Raw genomic sequence first — 20,736 nt, 5'->3', positions numbered from 1 at the left:
CTACTTCTTCGCTGCGATCTTGGCCCAACTATCACGCAACCCAACGATTCGGTTGAACACGACGGCGTCTTCCGTGCTGTCGGGATCGACAACGTAGTAACCGAGTCGTTCGAACTGAACACGATCGCCCGATTTGGCCTTTGCCAATTCAGGCTCGACGAACGCTGTAGTGGTCGTCAGCGAATCGGGGTTCAGGTGATCCAGGAACGACTTTCCTTCGGCCGATGAGTCCGGATTCTCGACGCGGAACAGGCGATCGTAATTTCGGACCGTGACTTCAGCAGCGTGATCACGGCTAACCCAGTGGATCGTGCCCTTCACCTTGCGACCGGAATTGTCTTCGCCACTTTTCGTTTGCGGGTCATACGTGCACAGGATTTCGATCACGTTACCGTCGTCATCTTTAACAACGTCTTCGCAATCAACGATGTATCCCGATCGCAAACGAACAGCCCCACCCTTTTTCAGGCGGAAGAACTTACGCGGAGCCTCTTCCTTAAAATCGTCTTGTTCGATCCACAAGTTGCCCGTGAACGGAACCTGACGACTGCCGGCATCGGCATCGCCGGGATTGTTGGTCGCTTCCATCATCTCCACGACGGGCTTGCCGTTTTCCTCAGGCCAGTTGGTGATGGTGAGTTTGACTGGATCCAGCACTGCCATCCGCCGCGGCGCGACTTCGTTGAGGTGTTCTCGGACGGCGTTTTCAAGCCGCACGAAATCGATCGTGCTGTTGAATTTCGCCACGCCGATGTCGGCGCAGAATGCTCGGATCGACTCGGGCGTGTAGCCGCGACGTCGCAAACCGACGATCGTAGGCATCCGCGGATCGTCCCAACCGGTGACGTGCTTTTCTTGCACCAATTGCAAGAGTTTCCGTTTGCTCATGACGGTGTAGGTCATGTTCAAGCGAGCGAATTCAATTTGTCGTGGATGATGAATCTCCAACGCGTCGCAGTACCAATCGTAAAGCGGCCGGTGATGCTCAAACTCGAGCGTGCAGATACTGAACGAAATCTTCTCGATCGAATCGCTTTGACCGTGCGCCCAGTCGTACATCGGATAGATGCACCACTTGTCGCCGGTGCGGTGATGTTCGACATGTGCGATCCGGTACATCACCGGGTCACGCATGTTGAAATTGGGTGAAGCCATATCGATCTTGGCACGCAAGGTTCTTTCGCCATCGGCAAATTCGCCTGCCTTCATCCGGCGGAACAAATCCAAGTTTTCGGCAACGGTTCGGTCGCGGTTGGGACTGTTGCGACCGGGCTCGGTCAGGGTGCCTCGGTATTCGCGAGTTTGCTCGGCGCTTAGGTCGCAAACGTATGCCTTGCCGTCTTCGATGAGTTTTTCAGCCCACGTGTAGAGCTGATCAAAGTAGTCGCTGGCAAAGTGCAGGTTGTCCCACTGAAAGCCCAACCAACGCACATCGTCCTGGATCGATTCGACGTATTCGGTTTCTTCTTTGGCCGGGTTGGTGTCGTCGAAACGCAGGTTACACGCGCCGCCCATATCTTTGGCGAGGCCAAAGTTCAGGCAGATACTTTTGGCGTGGCCAATATGTAGGTACCCGTTGGGTTCAGGTGGAAACCGAGTCTGAACGCCATCGAAACGGCCCGCCTTCAAATCCGCTTCCACGGCCTGCAAGATGAAATGCTTCGACGGAGCTTTCGCAGTCGCGTCCGCATTGGGTTCAGCGGCGCCATTGTTTCCGGTGGCGTTGGGCTTTCCGGCGGCAGCGCCTTGTTTGTTGGCTGCGTCAGGCTTGCCAGCCGGGTGGGAACTCGGGTCTGGTTGGGAAGATGCGTTCACGGCTAAGATCGGGCTCGGATCGGAATGGTCATAAAGCGAACAAGCCGAGATTGTGACCGCTGGGGGGCGTTCTTGGCTAGGGCTGTGCTACGATGTCGCCCTGCGAATTCGCTCACATACACCTTTCTCTTCTTTCAGTTATCCGCTTCGCATTGATGAAACCGTTCTTAAAGCAAGCACTCTCGGTATCGGGTCCGCTTTTGGCACTGTTGATCGTGGTCGCGTTTTTCGCGATCGCGGAACGGATCATGGGAACCGAAGGAAATTTCGCATCGGTCTCGTCCGCCAGACTGGTGGGAATCCAGTCCATCAAAGTTGGAATCGCGGCCCTCGGAATGACGCTGATCATCGTCAGCGGCGGCATCGACCTTTCGGCGGGGACCGCTACCGCGATGTGCGGCTGTGTCGCGGCACTGTGTTTAGATTCAGGAACCTCCATCTACGTCGCGGTCATCGCGGCCATATTGGCGGGAGCGGCTTGCGGAGCTTTCAATGGTATTTTGATCGCCGGACTGAGGCTGGTTCCCTTCATCATCACCCTCGGCTCGATGACCATCTTTCTAGGAATCGGAAAGTTCTTGTGCGACCAGGGCGGCACGATCACGCCACCTCGCGAAACCATTCCGGATTGGTTACGAACGATGGTTACCCAGTACCCCGATCCGATGTGGGTTGCCTATCCCGCCATCCCTAACTTCGGCTGGGGCGTTTGGCTGACCATGGCTTTGGCAATTTTGGTCGCAATCGGGCTGCACAAAACCGTGTTGGGACGGCACATCTTCGCGGTCGGATCCAGCGAGGCAACCGCTCGACTATGCGGTGTACGGGTGCAATCGACCAAAGTCCTGGTTTACGCGATGGCGGGTGCCTTGTTCGGGCTAGCCGGATGTGTGGATATTGCCCGGCTCGAAAAAGGAGACGCTACGGCAGGAATGGGATTGGAACTGGAGATCATTGCCGCAGTGGTGATCGGCGGCGGTTCGTTGCTGGGCGGTCGCGGCAGCGTGGTCGGTACGCTGTGCGGTGTCCTGATCATGGGCGTGATCAATCATGGCTGCACGGCGTTGGAACTCGAAAACCAGGTCGAGAATATTCTGCTTGGTGTGATCATCATCGCGGCGGTTTATGTTGACCGAATACGCAGTCTAAAGTCAGGCAACATGGCCTCACCAACCTCCGCTTAGTTTTCTCTTTCCGCATTCGTAAGCCCCCTGCGCCCCGAAGTGCCGCAAAACCCGCCTGTCCATCAACCACCCATTCGCAATCCATTCAACCAAGGAGACCCGCCGTGAAGCGATGGAGAAGCGAACACTGGATCGGGATCGGATTTTGGAGCCTTGCGTGCTTGGCAATAGGCGGTTGGCTCCTGATGTCCTCGCCGGAACCGTCGCCAAAATCCTCTGTGGCTAGCTCAACCAACAAGACTGCCAACACGCAGCCATCGCCAGCTTCGTTGTTGGTTCACACATTGACCGCGCGTACTCAAACCAAGATGCTCGCCGATCCAACCGGTTGGATTCGTCAGGGTGATGTGCTGTTCTATCCCGACGAAGATCAATGGCGGGAGATCGGTTATGTCACCAACGTTCAGCGGTCCACTGACGACGATCATTCTGGCAAACGGCTGAATGAATTGACGATCGCAATCTTTGAACCAGAAGCCTGGGCATCCGCGGAAGAGTTTTCGGCACATCGCAGCACCGGTCGGCTGGACGAGATCATGGCAACGCTGTTACCGGACCAGCGGCGCGAAGCGATTCAGCAGAAACTGAAAGTGGCGTTCGAGCAGCATGCCGAAGAGGTCACCGCCGCTTTGTTGCCACTGGTCATGGAATCACTCCGAGAAAGCGTGCCGCTGATCGAACAGGCGATCACAGAATCGATCGAAAAGCATGCCGAGCAGATTCAATCGCTTTCGGACCGCTACCGCGACGAAATCGTTCAGCAACGTTTGATTCCGTTGGTACGCGAAGAAGTTCTGCCCATTGTCCGTGAACATGGCGAACAACCGGCCGAGGCAATCGGTCGAGAAATTTGGGACAAGGCGTCGCTGTGGCGTTTCGGATGGCGAGCGATCTACGACAAGTCACCGCTGCCCGAACGTGATTTGCTGCAGGAAGAATGGCGTCGATTTGTCGACCAAGAAGTGGTGCCTACGGTGGAGGCCCATCTCGATGAGCTGGCCGTTGCGGTGGAAGAGATTTTGCGTGATCTCGCCGCGAACGATCGCCTGCGTGCGGAACTTGGCGAGGTGATTGGGACGATTGCGGCAGATCCCGAAGCTCATCGTCTGGTGCGGGAGATCATGAACGAAGCAATCGTCGACAACGAAAAACTGGCCCAGGCATGGACGCGGGTTTGGACGTCTCCCGAAGCCAAACAACGACTGCGAGTTGCGGGCCAGCGGATCGAGCCGATTCTGCGAGAGATTGGCGATGAGATGATGGGCACACGAACGCAGGGCATTCAGCCCGGATTCGCTCGTGTGCTTCGCAACCAAATCTTGGGAAAAGACCGTTCATGGATTACGATTGAACCGGTCGATCGTCTATCGTCGCCAACTCAGACACCATTGGCCGATCGAGTCGGGATTCCTGAGCTAAGCCGCGCGACGGAATTCATGCCGTACCCCGTGGTCTATTTGGCCAACGACCTTGTCCAAGATGTCTCCAATAATTGATACTCTCAGAAAGGGGTGTCGCAGAAGACTGTTTTCGCACCCAGGCGTGTGACTCACCCAAAACATCGTTCCCTTTCATACAAACGCTAGTCGCCCTGACTGGCTCTTCGATCCTTATCAGCTCTGTTCATGGCACTCAGTAAACTCGGTCCGCTTGCACTCGAATCGCCATTAGGGGCGAACCCGACGAGCAAGGATGCGCGGGTTTGGCGAGCGGTCCATGTGAAGCTACGCAAGTCCGTCGCCGTCCGCGTCTTTCATGTGGCGTTCGCTGGAACCATCGAATCGCGAACTGCGTTTGCGGCTGAATGGGATCGACTCAAACAACTTGATCATCCCGCGATCGTCAAATGCTACGGCGGCGGGTTCGAGAACGCGGAAGCGTACCTGGCGCATGAGTTGATCGAGGGGCCCACCATCGCTCAAGAAATCGAGCGACGTGGCCGTTTGCCATGGGAGACCGTTTTAGACTGGGCCGAACCGATCATTGACGCGATTGCATATTTGCACGCTAACAACATGGTGCACGGTCGAATCTCGCCAGACAAAGTCATCATCGCGGGACTGAGCCCGGTCTTGATCGATGTGCGTGGCGAAGACGGAACCGCTCCGTTCCGATCCGGCCCCTACCACATCCAGCGACCGCCCACACCGATCGAACTTCAGCGGCGACCACCCGAAGCCCCAGGGCTTAATGATGCCGTGACTCGTCGCAGCGATCTCTATCAATTCGGGGCCTTGCTTTACGAAGCCTTGACCGGATCGCCACCAATTAGCGGCAAGACGGTTCAAGAGGTCACCGCGAACCTGCAATTCCAAACGCCCATGAAAGTCGCTTCGACCGCGATGGAAACACCGGTCTGGGTAGACACAATGGTCATGCAGCTACTGGCACGCGATCCGAACCAGCGACCGGTCTCAGCCGAAGCGGTCAAGTTGCAATTGATCGAGGTTCGTCGCCGTTCGATGTCGCGCGGCGGCGTTGCGGAACACGCCTCGGCTGGATTCACACCGTTGGTCAAGAGCGATCAATCGACTCGCGATGAAGCTCGCACATTGTTGGGACGCGACAAGCCCGAACCGACGACACGACGCAGTTCGATGGACGCCACGCCTTGGCACGATAAAGCGACAATTCTGTTGCCTGTCCTGGGATTGATCCTGGCGATGCTGGTTTGGGTGGCTTGGCCAGCAAACGAAGACAAGATGCGTGAGCGAGCCCAAGCGTTGCTCGACGAGGGGACACGATCGTCCATGTCACAAGCTCGGATCAGTTACCTGCAACCGCTCTTGGGGCAATTCCCCGATGGTAAGCACGCGACGTGGGCCGCTGAACAAATCGACCGCGTACGCATGCTCGAAGCAGAGCACGCTCTTACGGTCAAGCTGAACCGCAATCTTCCGCTTAAGAACGAGGCCGAGCGTCTTTGCGCTGAAGCGATGCGGTTCGAGAAATTCGGCGACGATTCCACCGCTGTCGATAAGTATCAAAGCTTGGTGACGTTGCTTGGCGAAGGTGGCGAGCAAGGCTTAAGCGAAAAGGAAGTCGAGGAGTACAGACCGCTGGTGAATCTGGCCCGCAGCAAGATTGCGGAGATCTCAGCTTCACCGCAACAGAGCGAAGCAGCCCGGATTTTGACCACAAAACTAGATGAGGCCGATCGATTGTTCGCTCAAGGCAGCACGATTGGGGCGAAGAAAATTTGGTACTCGATTGTGGAACTTTATGACGGCAACGCTGCCGTGGAACCGTTCGTGGCGGTCGCCCAGGATCGCCTTGCTGAAACCTCCGCCGGCAAATCGGTGGAGCGTCTACCGTGAACGAGCCAGCACCTATTCCGCACGGCAACGGACCTTCGTCAATGACATCGCAAGGGGAATCGCCCAACACCGACGCGTCGCTTGAGTCATTAGTAATTGCACCGGGAAACGTCATGCCCGCGTATCTGCGACAGGCCAATTCGGAAGACATCGCGCCCGGCGATCTAGGGAAACTGGCCACGTTGTCAGTGCTGTTCTTTGTCACAACGGCTTTTGGCCTTCCGGTCCTATATCGCAATCCTCGGTTTGCAAGATGGGAACGTTGGCTTTGGTCCGTCGTGTTGGTCGTCTACACGATTGCGATCGCCGCTGCGTTGCTCTGGTGGGTACGTTCGACGATCGAGCAGACACCGGGTTTTTGAATTAGCTCAACCAGCGAGATATAGAAAAGCGGCTGGATCGCCGGTGGGTGATTGGCCGTCGGTCGACTGGTCGCTAGTTTCTCGCCCGCTCATCACAGGCCACGCTCAACACAGGCACTGGACCATGGAAATGCTGATCAAGGCCTCAACCCACCGGACACTGCTAGGCTTATTGATCGCCGTATGCTGCGTGTTGTTCTTCATTGTGGACGTGGCAACCCCCAGTTGTTTTGATTCGGCAATCCCTGGATTGCTGACAATGGGAATCCTGACCGCGCAATTGACCGTCATTTGTGTTTGGGGCACGCTGGTTCGGGGCACCTTTTGGGTCCGACTTCCCTGGTCATTGTTACTGTTGGTCGTTTCCTGGTGTGGTATCGCTTGGGGCATCACCATCGAAAAAGGGGAAACCGATGCGGATGCCATGTTAGGTGCTGGCTTAGTTTGGATCCTTGGTTTCCTAACAAGCTTCGTGCCTTTGAAAATTGCCGCGGTGTGTTTCCGGTGGCAAATCTATCAAGAGTCGCAGCACGAACTGGAATCAAGCCGAAACTCTCGATACGCCATCCGTGATGTCATGATAGGAACGTTGCTGCTGGCGATTTCGATGGGGATTGGCCGAGCGATGTTCCTGGGCGAAGACGTTAGCTTCTTTCGCGCCGTGCGATCGAGTGATCTCGACGAGCCTGAGTTGCTGTTCGCACTCTCGTTGTATGGTGTCGCCAGTTTGCTCGTGAAGCTGCCTTGTATCTGGATTGGACTTGGTGAACAAAGCGAGAAGATCCTATCCAAGATCGCAATCTGGGCTGTCTACTGTTTCGTACTTGCCACAATCGAAATCGGATTGCTGTCTCTAATACTCGGCCCCCTCGGAAGCGAATTTGTCGAGATCTACATAGCCATGATTCTAAGCCACGAAGCGATGGGCGCGATCATGTTGGCAGTCTGTTTATCCCTTCGCGGACTAGGTTATCGACTTGAAAGATCCTTCACCCAACCCGAGAAGGCCACCGCTATTGAGTGACCTCTCGGTTGTTACCTTCAATCGAACTCAGGCGAGATAACTCGTGATGCGTGCGAACGCACTCTCAACGCTTTCGAGGTGCTAGCACGATCGCTTGGCCACCGTTGGACGCCATGTCGGCCGTCAAAACGGATTCTGAAGTCACCTCTTTTCGCACAACCTCCACTTTCGTTTTCGCACTGCCGTCAGGAGCTTGATCGGAACAGATCAATGCATCATAGGTGACTCCCGGATCCAGGAAGTTGAGTGGGATTTCCAATTGCCGACGTTCTCCCGCGTTCATGCTGCCGACGAGCCATCGATCATTCGGTGTTCCAGCGTCAGCTCGGCGAGCGATGGTAACGTAGCTGCCCATCTCGCCATTGATGACTTTGGTGTCATCCCACGTCGTCGCCAGTTCTTTGAAGACCTCGAGTTCGGGTTCGCCTCGATACATTTCGGGCTTGTCGTACCAAAACAGATGCTGCAGCGGGCTGAAGTAAACGATCGAAGCGGCCAATTGATGAGCACGCGTCGTTTGAATTCGACCGTTGTAGTAGCAAACCGTGTAGTCACCGGGGCCGCAGAGAAAACGGATGAACGGAAGGGTCACGTTGTGCTTCGCGGTCGGCATTTGCTCATTGCCGCCAATTCCTTCTTGCGTCAACAGGTTGGGGTACGTGCGGCTCCATCCGGTCGGCAGATAGTGGTCATGGATGTTGACCATGATTTCGTGGTCCGCACACTTCTTCACGGATTCATGAACCCACTGGGTCCATTTTTGATCGCCAACGCGTACAAAACCAAACTTGATTCCGGCAATTCCCCATTCCTTGAACAAGGGCAGCAGCGTATCGAGTTGTGTTTCGAGATGGCGACGGTTGACGTACAGAATCACTCCCACGTTTCGCTCGCGACCGTAGGCAACGACCTCCTTCAAGTCCAAGGGACCGTCGTATCGCTTCGGGTCAACTGTCACGGTCGTCGCGTCGGACTCTCCTGAGAATTCGGATCCATACCAACCCGCATCCAGCAAAATGTGTTGCATGTTCAATTTGACAGCGACATCGATCGCGGCTTTGGAACCGCGTGTTGAAAGTGTCGAACGAAACACTTTTCCCGGACGGATCCAAGAAGGATCTTCAATCTCGCAAGGGTCGTTTAAGTTCAGTACGAGATCATTTTTCTCGATCAGCGAACCCGCGGAATCCGCCATCATCAGATAACGCCACGGTGTCTTGAATGGTGCCTTCGCAACGACCGAGCTCCCTAAGACCGGACGAATCGTGAGCTCATGTTCTGGATCTCTAGCAAGCTCCATTCGAGCAAAGTCGACCATTCGAGCTTCGCCGATCGCCAGTTGTGGTCCGTCTTCGACTTCCACCACCATCGGCCGTCCGCGAGTGCCTTCAAGCTCGGAAAGCTTGATGTGATCGTACTTGTGTTCCACCTTTTGCGAACTCCAGCACATGTGGTCAGCGGTGAAGCGAAACCGCGTGCTCTCGTCAGCGATTTCGAACGAATCCACGCCCTCTTGTTCAGGAATGATGTAGCAAAACGCGATCCCAGAATCATAGGCACGAAACTCAATATCAAGATGATGTGGCGCTGAGATGTCTTGCTTTGATGTCGACGAAGACCTTTTCAAGTGAACGGTCAAGGAATTGTATTCGTCCTTGATCGTGCTGCGTTCGCCTACCAAAGGTTTCCAGCTACTTCGTCGCGAGTCGCTCGATGAGCCGGAAAGTTGAAGTCCTCGGTCAAGCTGAACGCCGTCTTGGAACGTCAGTCCTAAAGCAGACGGGGCGGTGACCCGTTTGCCTCGGTAGGAAACGGAATACTGCGGTTCACCTTGTTCGGTGATTGAAAATTCCACGCTTGCCACACCGCCGGGTGAAACCGCGGTCAGTGGCGGCGCACTCGCGTCGGACGCGTTTGCCCAACCGTGCTGAATCAGTAATCCACACGCCAAGGAAAGAAGAGTAAGCCCGATTTGTCTTTGCTGTCGCAACATGTAGATCGTTGTTCTTGGTAATTGAAATTGAATGCGTTGTCAGGCGACATCGCGTGTGAGTTGGTGTTCGCGAAATCACTTCGCGTTAACGCGAAGCGTATCCATGGTGCCGGTCCCGTTTGTGTCCACAAATTCAAAGGACCAGACGTCCGTGTCTACATTGGGTGCGAACTGGAGTCCCTCGTCGTTGAGGTTTCCCTCCCACGACATCACGTCCCATGATCCGGTCAGTGATTCATCTAGGAATGCGACGTTCAACAGTGAACCGGAACAGAACGTGACGTTGGCGTCTCCACCACCATCACCGTCGGCTTTGTTGATTTGAATCGGCGTGACTCCAAGTTGGTCGATTCGAATATCCAGTGTCGAACCCGAGTTTTGATACCATTCACCGTCATTGCTTTCAAACGATCCAATCGCGATCGCGTCCGCTTTGGAACCAATGACTTGAAACACCCCGCGTCCTTCGCTTCGTCCAAGAACGACGCCCTGGCGAGTTGTCAATGTTCCTGCGGAGATAGCGAAGACACCTTCACCGAGATTCTCGCCGACGCTAAGGCTGAATCGCTTTTCCAGGGGTGCCCGGGTGAGCAAAAGGCTTCCGCCTTGCAGCAGGTAATGACCATCCGATCCGTAATCCAACCCGACCTGCAAGGTATTGATTCTTACTTCACCATCACGCTGAACTAGTTTGCCTCGCCCCCCCGATGCCCCGACCCGGGACATGAAAGTGGGGTTACGATCGACATTCAGAACGCCTCCCTCAACGGTCAGGTCACCAATTTGACCGGAAAAGTTGCCGACGTGGATGGCACCGTAGTTGGCGTTGGCATAAGCCTTGTATCGTGCTCGCTCATCTTCAGAACGATTGATGTACAGATCATTGCCCGGGTTAGGTGTGATTCCGCCCGACCAATTGTTTGGATCTTCCCAATCACCTTCACGTCCATTGTTGGTCCAATATGAGCGACCGAGGTTGTGAAACGCCTGGACTTCGTGAGGGGCCAATTCGCGATCGAAAATTAAGAATTCGTCGATTCGACCGCACAAATTGCTTGCACGCGTGTCGGCTTCCATGACGGTCGGGCTGCCATTACCGATTTGCAAATCGCTCAAGTCCAACTCGCCGGTCGATGATTCGATAGCGGTCCTATCCAACTGCGTATCAACGATCTTCCCGTCAACAAACTGTTGCAACTGCCCCTTGCTGGAGTTCCAAATAAACGCCAGCTGCATCCAAGTTCCCATTTGCTCGCCACGCAGGATCGGTGGCGTGGAAAACTCAAGTGGCAACAACGCACTCGAATCGCCGTTTCGACGCCAAACAAGCCTAGCCAAGCTTGAATTTCCGGGGTCGGTTTCGATCGACCATTGCAATCCACACGGCAACATACTGCGAGACATCAGAATCGGTGTCGTACCGCCTTTGAGTGCATCGACTCGAATTTTGACGATGCAGGTCAGTTTTTCGTGCCGTCCTTCCACAGATAACAGAATTCGGTCGAACAAACTTTTGAAATCTAAAGCTTGTTTACCCTTCCATCGGCCGTTGGTCCAATCACAACCGATGATGGTTCCGTGAGAGTTCTCGGCAGCCGTTTTCGCTCGGTTAGGCAGAATCAGTTCGTTCGCTTGCGGTTCTGACTCATGAACGAAGTCGTAGTAGACCAAACAACTCGGGTCCTTCGAGATTCCTGTCCGCCGATGATTCCACAATCGACGATTGACTTCATCGAAGCTGCTTGCGATCGATTGCGTTCGCAATTTTGAATTAGTAAGCCGGTCTGAGATCTCAATGTCGCGGTAGTTGCCTGGGCTTTCCACCTCGACGGAGTCCCCTTTCACAAGGCGCCGTTTGGCATTGTCGGACACATTCCCCGATGGTCCGTCTTCCGACGGCGACACCAAATCGACTTCGCCTTCAATCACATGGATTCTCGCGTCGTCATTGACGTCAACCTGCATCGAAAATGCAGTCCCCAGATCGACCACATCGACCGACTCCGTTCGAACGAGAAAGCCCTGTGCAGGGGGAGGAACGTTGACGGTTAGTTGGCCCTGACGACAACGGATTTCCATGTCGTCAATCAAATCCAAATCAGCAGGTCCCTCCACAACAACGACCGCGCCTCGGTTGGTTTGAAACTCAATCAAACCACTCTTCAGTGACAGACGCCCCGCGGCAAGCGAGTCACCGACACGACGCGTTTCAGTGCTGTTTTCCCATTGGGCATCGATTGAATTTCGCAGGAACGCAACCCAGGGACCACGAGGCAAGTCATCAGAGCCGTCATGAATCGCGATGTCCGAATGGGTTTGTAGTGTGTCCGGACCTGAATAGGATTTTGACCCACTCGACGCAGTCTTAACGTTTTTGCCGGTTGCTGTTTCAACGCGATTCAGCACGGCTTGGATGCCAAAGAACAACATCAAGCAAGCCGCGATTGCCGCACCGATAGACAGCCAGCGAGTTGTCTGGATCGACGGCGGCTGATTCGAGATTTCTAGGTTTTTGATCGTGTCGTCACGAAGGTGCAGTGGGTGGCTACCCAGACGCTCCTGTTCTTCGGTGCGTAACAACCCATGCAATCGAGCTCTCTTCCAGAATTCCACCCTCGCTTCTTCCGAGGACTGGATCATCTGATCGAGCTCCAGGTTGGTAGACTCCGTTAGACCTTGATCAAAGTACAAATCAAGCAATTTCTCTAGGCGTTGATAGTCCATCAGAGTGCAACTCCGTTTGACTGCAACTCTTCGTCAATGCATTTCGCCAACAGCGAACGGGCTCGCGATAGAGCGACGTACACCGAGTCGACCGTCCAACCCAAAACCGTTGCGATCTCCGCGGCCGGATGTTCGCGGGCGTAACGCAGTTCAATCGCCTGTCGTGCTCTTGGGGATAGTTTCGTTAGGCATCCCTTCAATGCGTGAATTCGCTCCTCTTCGTGATCATCCAAGATGCTGGACTCTGCAGCGAGCAAGGATTCGATTGAGGCAACGGAAAGTTGCACAGTGGTTTTGCCAGATCGTCTACGATCCTCCAGCACTTTATAGCGAGCGATTTGATAGACCCAAGAAAGGAAGTCAGTACCGAATTCAAACTGTTCAGATTTGGCGGAAACGGTCAGGAAGGTTTCTTGCAGCACATCTTCCGCCCTGGCGAAATCCGGCTGCATGCTGAGAATGATTCCGCGAATTCGCGAAGAGTGCTTCAGGAACAGCGCGGCTACCTCCTCGTTGTGGGTTGGCGCTCGCTTAGTTGTCGGGTCCGTCATGAAGGTGCCTGGTTCGATCCGCCGGGATTTCGAGAAACATCTGCACAGTGTTATGCAATTACCTGCCAAAACCTTAGCAGGACAAAGAATTTTATCTTCACTTCGTCGAGACCGGGGGGTTGCTAGCGATCTGACGGCTGAAGCGGCCAAATAATGAGTGGTTTCCACCAGTCGCGCCGAACATCTGGAAAAAGTTGTTTTTACCGCATTAATTCTTGCTAAGAACGCGGCCGAGTAATGCATTTCCTTACGTGCCCACTGCTCTAGCACCACTTTTCGCAGTCATTGCACCGAAATTTTTCGGCGAAGTGGTTCGATCCCCCAAACCGGCTGATCAACGGTCTGGAGAGCATTTTGGCGTGCACTGGGATGTCAACGAACCGACATCAAAACTCCATCATCCACACTGTTTTTGGCGAAGATGCTATGAATCGAAATTTTAGAACACGGGGTTTCACCCTGGTTGAGCTGCTTGTCGTAATTGCGATTATCGGGGTGCTCGTTGGGCTATTGCTGCCCGCTGTTCAGGCTGCACGCGAAGCGGCTCGCCGAATGAGTTGCAGCAACAACTTCAAGCAAATTGGCTTGGCGATGCACAACTATCACTCTGCCTACAACCAACTGCCGATGACGCTCGGTGGTACCCAGTCGGTTCTTCTGCCGACGAATACTCGAAACAGCCCCGAATACTATCGAGGCGCGACAGCCAACAACCGGCTTCTGCTGAATTGGCTCGTCCCGTTGACACCATTCTTTGAGCAACAAGCTATTTGGGAACAGGTTTCCAATCCCTACCAAACGGCCAACGGAATCGTCCCCAGCATGGGACCGTCTCCCATCATGGACCTGACCAACCACGGCACCGATGAATATCCACCGTGGTTAACCGACCTTCCATCGCTTCGTTGCCCAAGCGATCCCGGAGTCGGGCTTCCTTCGCAAGGACGTACCAACTACGCATGGTGTGGCGGCGACAGTGCTCACCACGGAGATCTTGGTGCAATCGATGACTATGGGAACGATGTCAGCACCGGAGAACGCCAAAACGCTCGAGCGTCGCAGCGAGGTATGTTCATTCCGCGTCAGCAAACCCGGTTTCGTGATGTTCTTGATGGACTTTCCAACACAATCGCTGCTGGTGAATTGATCACCGATCTGGGCGATGGCGATAAACGCACCTCGTTCAACACAAAGATTGGCAACAATCGTGACGGACGGTACTTCTCGCCAGCAGACCGAGCCAACCTATGTGAACGGCTGTACGTCGACGCGGAACGTCCACTGTTCTGGCAAACCGGCACGTTCGACACGAACGCCGAACGAAAGCGTGGTTACCGCTGGGCAGTTGGCTGCATCGCATACAGCGGAATGAACACCATCCTGCCTCCTAACCGAGGACAGTGTATGGCCAGTGACAACTTCGGTACCGGAATCTGCCCTCCCGGAAGTCGACACCAAGGCGGATGCCACGTCCTAATGGGCGATGGTGCAATCAAATTCGTGACCGATTCGATCGAAGCGGGTAACTCCGGTAGCAAGTTGGTTACCAATCGTGGTGACGGACTCGCCCCTGGATCGCAAAGCCCATTTGGACTTTGGGGCAGCCTCGGAACGCGAGCTTCCAAAGAAGTCATCGACTCGGAGTTCTAAACCCAAGTCGCCCCTCCCCTATTCGGTTTGCGTCGCAAACCGTGGTGTCGGGCGGATCGACATCACGATTGAGGGATAAGTGGAACCGGACGGCTAACGCCGTTCCGCTTGGATTCAAAACCAACCAAATAGCGGTAGGGCGTAAGCCCTACCGGTTCCCGCCCCAATCTCCAATATTTCTACTAGCCGCTTGACTATTACACCAAGCGGCCTCCCCTTTGCCAATAGAAAGCTAAACCCCAATGCTCAATCGCTATCAAACCATTCCTCTCGTTCTCGTCTTACTTTGTGCTGTTTCGATCGCTGGATGCGAAAAGAAGCCACAAACGATCGAGGGTAGCGAAGTCAAAAATTATCTTGAAGAACACCCGGAACTCGTCGAAGCCTCCGGCAACCGAGACTACTAAGCCCACCACGCTGGGCGAAGCTCAACGGAGCGATAACGAAAGTCACGCGGACAAGTATGTGTCGCGTCTTGCCCCCGGGGAACGCCCAATTCTGACTGTGTGTCTTCCGGGTTCAAGCTTTCTGCGAATGCTTAGCCGGCTAGCTGAAACAACCATCGTTCCAGGTGCATCATCCAAACGAGCACCAGCAAGACGAGCGTGACCAGCGAAACGGTCATGCGTGTGGCCCATTTACTGCCGGCTTCGACCCGCAGACCGCGAGCGTACAGGACAAACGATGTGCCGATCATGATGGTCAGCACGTTGACGCTAACCAAGAGCAGTGGCCCAAACACGGGCCATCCCTTTTCGGTGGTCTGCCAAACGCCGAACGCGGCCTCTAAACCCGCCGTTGCAATCGGGGGCACCAATGCCGCGGCGATCGCAGCGCCAGCCAATGCGGAGGAAAGGTGTGCTCGAGTACGAGCGTACGACGCAGCCATCCCGCCTACCAATCCGACGCAAAAATCGATGGGCGACGGATTGCAACGTCCCCACATTTCAGGCGTTACCCACATCTCGCTGGATTCCGGTGTGGACTGAACCAGGCGTACCAGACATCCAAACAAAAAGCTTGAAACGAACGCGCCGAGAAACCCCAGTGCAATGGTCAAAATGGACGTCTTGAAGAGCGGCCGATTTCCGTGTGCTAAGGACAACCCTGCACCCATGATTGGCGTCATCAATGGCGCAATGAGCATGGCACCGATGATCACCGCCGCCGAGTTTTGTAGTAAGCCGAACGCAGCCAACATGGCCGATGCGGAGATCAACCCCAAGAACTCAAGATTGGGTTGCGAGCCTTCCGTCAACGTTCTGGCAAGCTCAAGCCTCGTTTCGCGATCCATCGGTTCGGCGACATGACTGGCCCAGTACCGGACCCGCGTGGAAAGCGATCGATCCCATGATTCTTTGCGACTGACCAGCGCAACCGACGCATTAGTCGAATCACTCAAAAGAGCACGTGCCACTTCGTAGTGAGCGTCCTTTGACGGGATAGGGCCGAACGGAATCCAAATGAGGTCGCCTTCGTCACACCGCTGCCGTTCGCGAGCGAGTGCTTGATCGCGGGGCGAAGGACTCTCCGATTCATTCCCGTTCGCCGGCGACTTGGGATCGCGGCGATTATCAACACCAAAGTCCCATTGATGATCGAGCTGCAGGGTAGGCAAGATGCCCAGCAACCGCTTGGATATTTTGGTCGCGGTGGGATGCGATTGATCATCCAACGAAAAGAGATGCTCACCGGATCGCGGCGGTGGATGCTTAGCGTTAAGCCAGACCGACTTCACTCCGCACAATTCGAAGATCTCCGCCTCCAGACGATCGTCTGCAGCATCGTCCACCATTACCAGCAAGCGGCAATTGGACTTGTCGATTTTGGTGACCACTTCTTCCGCTTCCGCCGCAACCAATTCGACACGAGTGAGCGGCCAAACCTCTTCGAGCGTTTTTTGCGTATGACGAAGGAGCGTTTTGTGGTCCAGGCCAAGAACGAGGGCATCGACCCGAAAACCTGTCGACTTCGAAAACCTCTTCAACCACGGCAGTCCATCAGAAAGCTGATTCTGGGAACCGACAAGAAGTGTAATGCTCAAGGAAACGCCTACGATGGAACGATAGGAACCGGCGACTCGAAAGGCCGAAGGGTCGTGCCCTCGGGACATTGCTAGGGAATTCTATCATCCCGTGGTCGAGCAGAGGAGTTATCTGTCGGTTCGCAGACGTGATCGGCGATTTCAAGGATAGCGAGCTGATTGAATTAGCGGGATTAAACCAAATCGGCTCCATAATGACGCCGTAATGCTTAGATACTGCCGATTCGCGCAAGTGGTTTCATAAATCAGATGGACATAAATCGCCCCTCCTGCGAGGATATCGGCCATGAAATTCGTTTGCTATGGGTGGATTCACTGCATTTGCGAACCTTTGAACAGCACGGCGGTACCGGGTGAGCGACGGGTTAACGACCAATCTTTCTGACGATCCTGACGGCGATAGCCAAGATGGTGATGGCGATAGCCAAGTGGATTGGGATCAGGAGTGGGATACGCGGTTCGAACTAGCAGACGATCTAGCGTCGGCAGCGGAAGATTCCCGCTACGAGCGGCTGGCGACTCTTTTCGACGACGTTTCTTGCGAGCGCAGTACGACATCCTTCGGCAGCGACAATTCGTTGGCGTTGAACGACGTACTGCCGCCTCACGTGGGACGTTTTTCAGTCCACGAGGAACTGGGACGCGGCGGATACGGCGTCGTCTATCGAGCTTACGATCCGGTGCTCGACCGCGATGTTGCGTTGAAAGTAATCAGCCCACGCCGCAAACCAGGCGACGATGGCGCGGCTCGGTTAAGAGAAGCTCGCGCGTCAGCCAAGATGAGCCACCCGTACTTGGTGCCGCTGCATGAAGTCCTCGATGAGGGCGATCGGATCTATCTGGTCTCGGAGTTCTGTCCCGGTTCGACGCTGACACAGCTTTTGGAAGCCAACCCCAAAGGGCTGGAAATCGAGTGGGCGGCAGAGCTCGCCAGTTGTCTCGCTCAAGCGGTAGCCCACGCGCACCGCCGTGGTTTCGTCCACCGTGATATTAAGCCCAGCAACATCCTTTTAGTCCCCGACGCATCGGCCGTGGACTCGGTGCCCTATATACCCAGGTTGACTGATTTCGGGCTGGTCCATGATCTGCTGGATCAAGTCCGGTCTCGCGAAGGAAACCGACTCGTCGGTACGCTCTGCTACATCGCTCCGGAACAACTGATCGGTGGCAACGAGATCGTCGGTGAAGAGGGTGTCAAAATGGAACTGGGCGACATCTATTCGATCGGTGTCGTGATGCACCAAATGCTGGTCGGTGCGATTCCTTTTCGGGCTTCGAAGACTTCCAAGCTGCTCGAGATCATGGCAACGACCGAGCCGGTGGCGTTGCGAGATAAGCGACCGGAGATCGATCGTGATCTGGAAGCGATCTGTTTGAAGTGTCTGAAACGACTTCCTAACGATCGCTACGCAACGGCACAGGAACTGGTCGACGATCTAAAGCGGTACTCGCTCAACCAACCGGTTACAGCCCGGCCACGCACACGTAGCGAGCGTGCTTGGAATTTGATTCGTCGTTCTCCGTTGGAATCGACCCTGATCCTCGGATTGATTGTCATGTCCATGTTGGCAGCGGCCATTTTCGCTACCAGCAACCGAAGTCTTCGACAACAGAGCGAGTCATTAGCCATCGCAACGTCGACGGCTCAACAGAACGAGAAACTGGCCAAGGAAGCCGAAGCTCTCGCCCAACACGCGTTGTTGGACGTTCAGCGACAACGCAGCAAGGCGGAAAAAAGCGGCGAAGAGGCACTGCAAATTGCGATGCAGTCGGATATGCGCCAGGCGTTTTCGACTGCTCTAGCGGGCGACTCAGCGAATGCACTTTTGATCGCTGACCAGATCTTGGATTACGCCGGTCCGGAACGGGTAAAAGATCGATTGGATTGGCGGTTGTTGAAGACCACAGCCCACCGAGGTTGGCGGTTGTTGCCACTTGGACGCGAGGCAAACACGACATCGCCGATATACGAAGTTGCCATCATTCCCGGTCGACGTCGCATTGCGTCGGCCACCCTCGACGGGTTCGTGCGAATCCATGATTCCCAAACCGGTGCGCTACTGCACTCAATTCCGCATACTTCCCCTGCCGCGTTTTCCGAGCGTGGCCTGATTCTTTCGACGAAGCTGTTCGGGTTCAATGAAGAGGTTGAGTGTCACGCTTTGGCGGCATCACCGGACGGTCGTTGGCTCGCCGTCGGAAAAAGTATTGCAGCGAGTTTCCTCAGTTGGCAGTCCACTAACTTTGTCGAGCTGATCGATCTATCGAAAATCGATTCCAACGATCTGAAGGTGACTCATACCATTGGCGGATTCGATGCCACGGTGGAATCGCTCGCGTTTTCCGAGGACAGCCAAAGCCTTGTGGTCGGCCCGCGTTACGAACCGCTTCAAATTATCGACCTCGACGATCATGATCAGCGGTGGTCTGTTTATTCGTACCAGCGAAATCGAGACTTGCAGTTCGTCGAAGGTGGAGACCTTCTAGTTAATCCGCTGAATAACAGCATCGTTCGAGTTGATTTGCAGTCCAAAAAGGAACGCCAAGTTGGCTGGAAGAATGGCGGGTGGAACATCCAAAGTCTCGTTGCATTACGGACCGGAAACCTGATGCTTGCGAGTTTCCCCAATTTGGATCGCGTGTACGTGATCAAGGAGGGAGAAGAGCATGCCGAGACACCCTATTTTGAATGCGAAAGAGGGGCAATCATTCGCATGGCACTAAGCCCCGACGAAAAACATCTGGTTCTGGGCACCAGCGGCGGAGGCGTCGGTATTTGGGATCTCAAAGCATGCATCGACGCAGCGTTACCGGAATCGGTTGTCGATAGCGTTATTGCTGGCCAGCGACGAGTACCGCCATTGCAATATCATGTACGTCATCAAGGTGTGGTTCAGTGCCTTGCCATTGACGAGGAAGGCAAAGTCTTTAGCGGAGGCGACGGCGGCATGTTAGCGGTGGCGGATCTAGCTAAGGGACGGCAAGCCGCAAACGCCTTTTCTCACACCGAGGATTCACCAACCAGACTAAGCGAAGAATCCAAAAGGCGGTCCATGGAGGAAGTGCGTACTACACACAGCGTATTTTCTCCCGATTCAAAATACCTTTACCGAATGCACAGATTCGGGAGGGTTGACCGACAACGGCTTAGCGACCTGTCGATCGAAGAAATCATTCCATCCATGGATGAGATGGGTACGCTCCTACAACTTTTACCGAATCAGCCCTGGCTAATCGCAGGCTATCATGATGGACGGGTTGTCTTGCAGCATGTAACAGACCCAAAACGGAAGCTAGTTATTCCCGGCGTCCCGCACTTGACGGGGCCAGCAAAGAGGGTGAGTCATGTGCACTTCAATTCAACGTTAAGCCGCATGGCGATATGTTATGAGCGATATCACGTCCATCAGTTTGCCATTGATTTGAACGGCAACGATGGCATCCCTACGATAAAAGCTGATTCACAACTCGCACTACACCGCAGTGCCAACATCGTTGTGTATACCGAAGATGACACGTTGTTGTTATGTGGCGACTCAATCGCCAGTTACCGCGTTGGCGACATCATGGAACGTGAAATAGGTCGCGGCGTAGACTGCGTGTTAGCGTCATGTCTTGACCCATCGCGAAACCGAATTCTTCTGGGGTGCCTGGGTGGCAGGATCCACTCGTTGAACGACCTGGGTGAAGTGTTGAACTCTAGCCGTCAGTGGCGAAGTGAAGCTCATGCGGACGGCCGCCATCACGATATCATGTCGATGGCCTTAACCGCTGATGGGAAAACCCTCCTTACCGGAAGCAACACCGGCGAGATTGGAATCTGGAATGCGGACACCCTACGCTATGTGGGAACCATGATCCCATCGACCGATCGCCGAAGAATCGACCGGATTTCCGTGATGCCCAATGGCGGCATGATCGTGTTTCATTGCAGCAGCCACGAAACCGAATGCGATATGCATGTAATGCATGTTCACCAAGACGATGCACTTACCCAATCGACTAACGAGGTAGTCGCCGAAGTTCGGTGAATCGTGCACGTGTGCTAGTGGTGCAATGAGTTGCGAGAGCG

13 protein-coding genes are annotated in these 20,736 nt (G+C 54.6%); 8 read left to right on the top strand and 5 right to left on the bottom strand.

What is annotated here, in order from left to right; genetic code table 11:
* Positions 1-1,815, bottom strand: a complete 1,815-nt coding sequence (locus ACR3ZL_RS15100) for a glutamine--tRNA ligase/YqeY domain fusion protein (protein WP_473652290.1) — start codon at positions 1,813-1,815, stop codon at positions 1-3.
* A gap of 155 nt (positions 1,816-1,970) precedes the next feature.
* On the opposite strand from ACR3ZL_RS15100, the gene ACR3ZL_RS15095 reads away from it, so the two are divergent.
* From ACR3ZL_RS15095 to ACR3ZL_RS15075, 5 genes are all read left to right on the top strand, one after another.
* Positions 1,971-2,999: an ABC transporter permease gene (locus tag ACR3ZL_RS15095; protein ID WP_473652291.1), complete on the top strand. Its 1,029-nt coding sequence runs from the start codon at positions 1,971-1,973 to the stop codon at positions 2,997-2,999.
* Between the two features lie 104 nt (positions 3,000-3,103).
* Positions 3,104-4,495: a hypothetical protein gene (locus tag ACR3ZL_RS15090; protein ID WP_473652292.1), complete on the top strand. Its 1,392-nt coding sequence runs from the start codon at positions 3,104-3,106 to the stop codon at positions 4,493-4,495.
* A gap of 129 nt (positions 4,496-4,624) precedes the next feature.
* Positions 4,625-6,316 carry a serine/threonine-protein kinase gene (locus ACR3ZL_RS15085; RefSeq protein ID WP_486172738.1) on the top strand — a complete coding sequence of 564 codons (1,692 nt, stop codon included), beginning with the start codon at positions 4,625-4,627 and terminating at the stop codon, positions 6,314-6,316.
* Positions 6,313-6,678, top strand: coding sequence for a hypothetical protein (locus ACR3ZL_RS15080; protein ID WP_473652295.1), 366 nt, complete (start codon positions 6,313-6,315; stop codon positions 6,676-6,678). Before ACR3ZL_RS15085 ends, ACR3ZL_RS15080 begins: the two co-directional genes overlap by 4 nt.
* Positions 6,679-6,802: 124 nt before the next feature.
* Positions 6,803-7,702: a hypothetical protein gene (locus ACR3ZL_RS15075; RefSeq protein WP_473652296.1), complete on the top strand. Its 900-nt coding sequence runs from the start codon at positions 6,803-6,805 to the stop codon at positions 7,700-7,702.
* A gap of 64 nt (positions 7,703-7,766) precedes the next feature.
* On the opposite strand, the gene ACR3ZL_RS15070 is transcribed toward ACR3ZL_RS15075, so the two are convergent.
* The 3 genes from ACR3ZL_RS15070 to ACR3ZL_RS15060 all read right to left on the bottom strand — a co-directional run bounded on the left by ACR3ZL_RS15070 (position 7,767) and on the right by ACR3ZL_RS15060 (position 12,970).
* Positions 7,767-9,695: a glycoside hydrolase family 97 protein gene (locus tag ACR3ZL_RS15070; protein ID WP_473652297.1), complete on the bottom strand. Its 1,929-nt coding sequence runs from the start codon at positions 9,693-9,695 to the stop codon at positions 7,767-7,769.
* Between the two features lie 75 nt (positions 9,696-9,770).
* Positions 9,771-12,419 (bottom strand): LamG-like jellyroll fold domain-containing protein, encoded by a 2,649-nt coding sequence (locus tag ACR3ZL_RS15065; RefSeq protein WP_473652298.1) that lies wholly within the window; start codon positions 12,417-12,419, stop codon positions 9,771-9,773.
* Positions 12,419-12,970, bottom strand: a complete 552-nt coding sequence (locus ACR3ZL_RS15060; protein ID WP_473652299.1) for a sigma-70 family RNA polymerase sigma factor — start codon at positions 12,968-12,970, stop codon at positions 12,419-12,421. The genes ACR3ZL_RS15065 and ACR3ZL_RS15060 overlap by 1 nt, the downstream gene beginning before the upstream one ends.
* A gap of 426 nt (positions 12,971-13,396) precedes the next feature.
* Here ACR3ZL_RS15060 and ACR3ZL_RS15055 point away from each other — a divergent pair, with 426 nt between their 5' ends.
* Together ACR3ZL_RS15055 and ACR3ZL_RS15050 are read left to right on the top strand one after the other, a co-directional pair.
* Positions 13,397-14,620: a DUF1559 family PulG-like putative transporter gene (locus tag ACR3ZL_RS15055; RefSeq protein WP_473652300.1), complete on the top strand. Its 1,224-nt coding sequence runs from the start codon at positions 13,397-13,399 to the stop codon at positions 14,618-14,620.
* A 242-nt stretch (positions 14,621-14,862) separates the two neighbouring features.
* Positions 14,863-15,027, top strand: a complete 165-nt coding sequence (locus ACR3ZL_RS15050; protein ID WP_473652301.1) for a hypothetical protein — start codon at positions 14,863-14,865, stop codon at positions 15,025-15,027.
* Between the two features lie 131 nt (positions 15,028-15,158).
* Here ACR3ZL_RS15050 and ACR3ZL_RS15045 read toward each other — a convergent pair whose 3' ends face one another.
* A complete protein-coding gene (locus ACR3ZL_RS15045; protein ID WP_473652302.1) occupies positions 15,159-16,664 on the bottom strand; it encodes a DUF389 domain-containing protein in 1,506 nt (501 codons plus the stop codon).
* A gap of 353 nt (positions 16,665-17,017) precedes the next feature.
* On the opposite strand from ACR3ZL_RS15045, the gene ACR3ZL_RS15040 reads away from it, so the two are divergent.
* A complete protein-coding gene (locus ACR3ZL_RS15040) occupies positions 17,018-20,695 on the top strand; it encodes a protein kinase domain-containing protein (RefSeq protein ID WP_486172737.1) in 3,678 nt (1,225 codons plus the stop codon).
* The last annotated feature ends 41 nt before the right edge of the window (positions 20,696-20,736 follow it).

The organism is Rhodopirellula sp. J20-39 (assembly GCF_057365095.1).
Note: the sequence above shows the minus strand (reverse complement) of the source record. Positions and strands in the feature narration are given on the sequence as shown.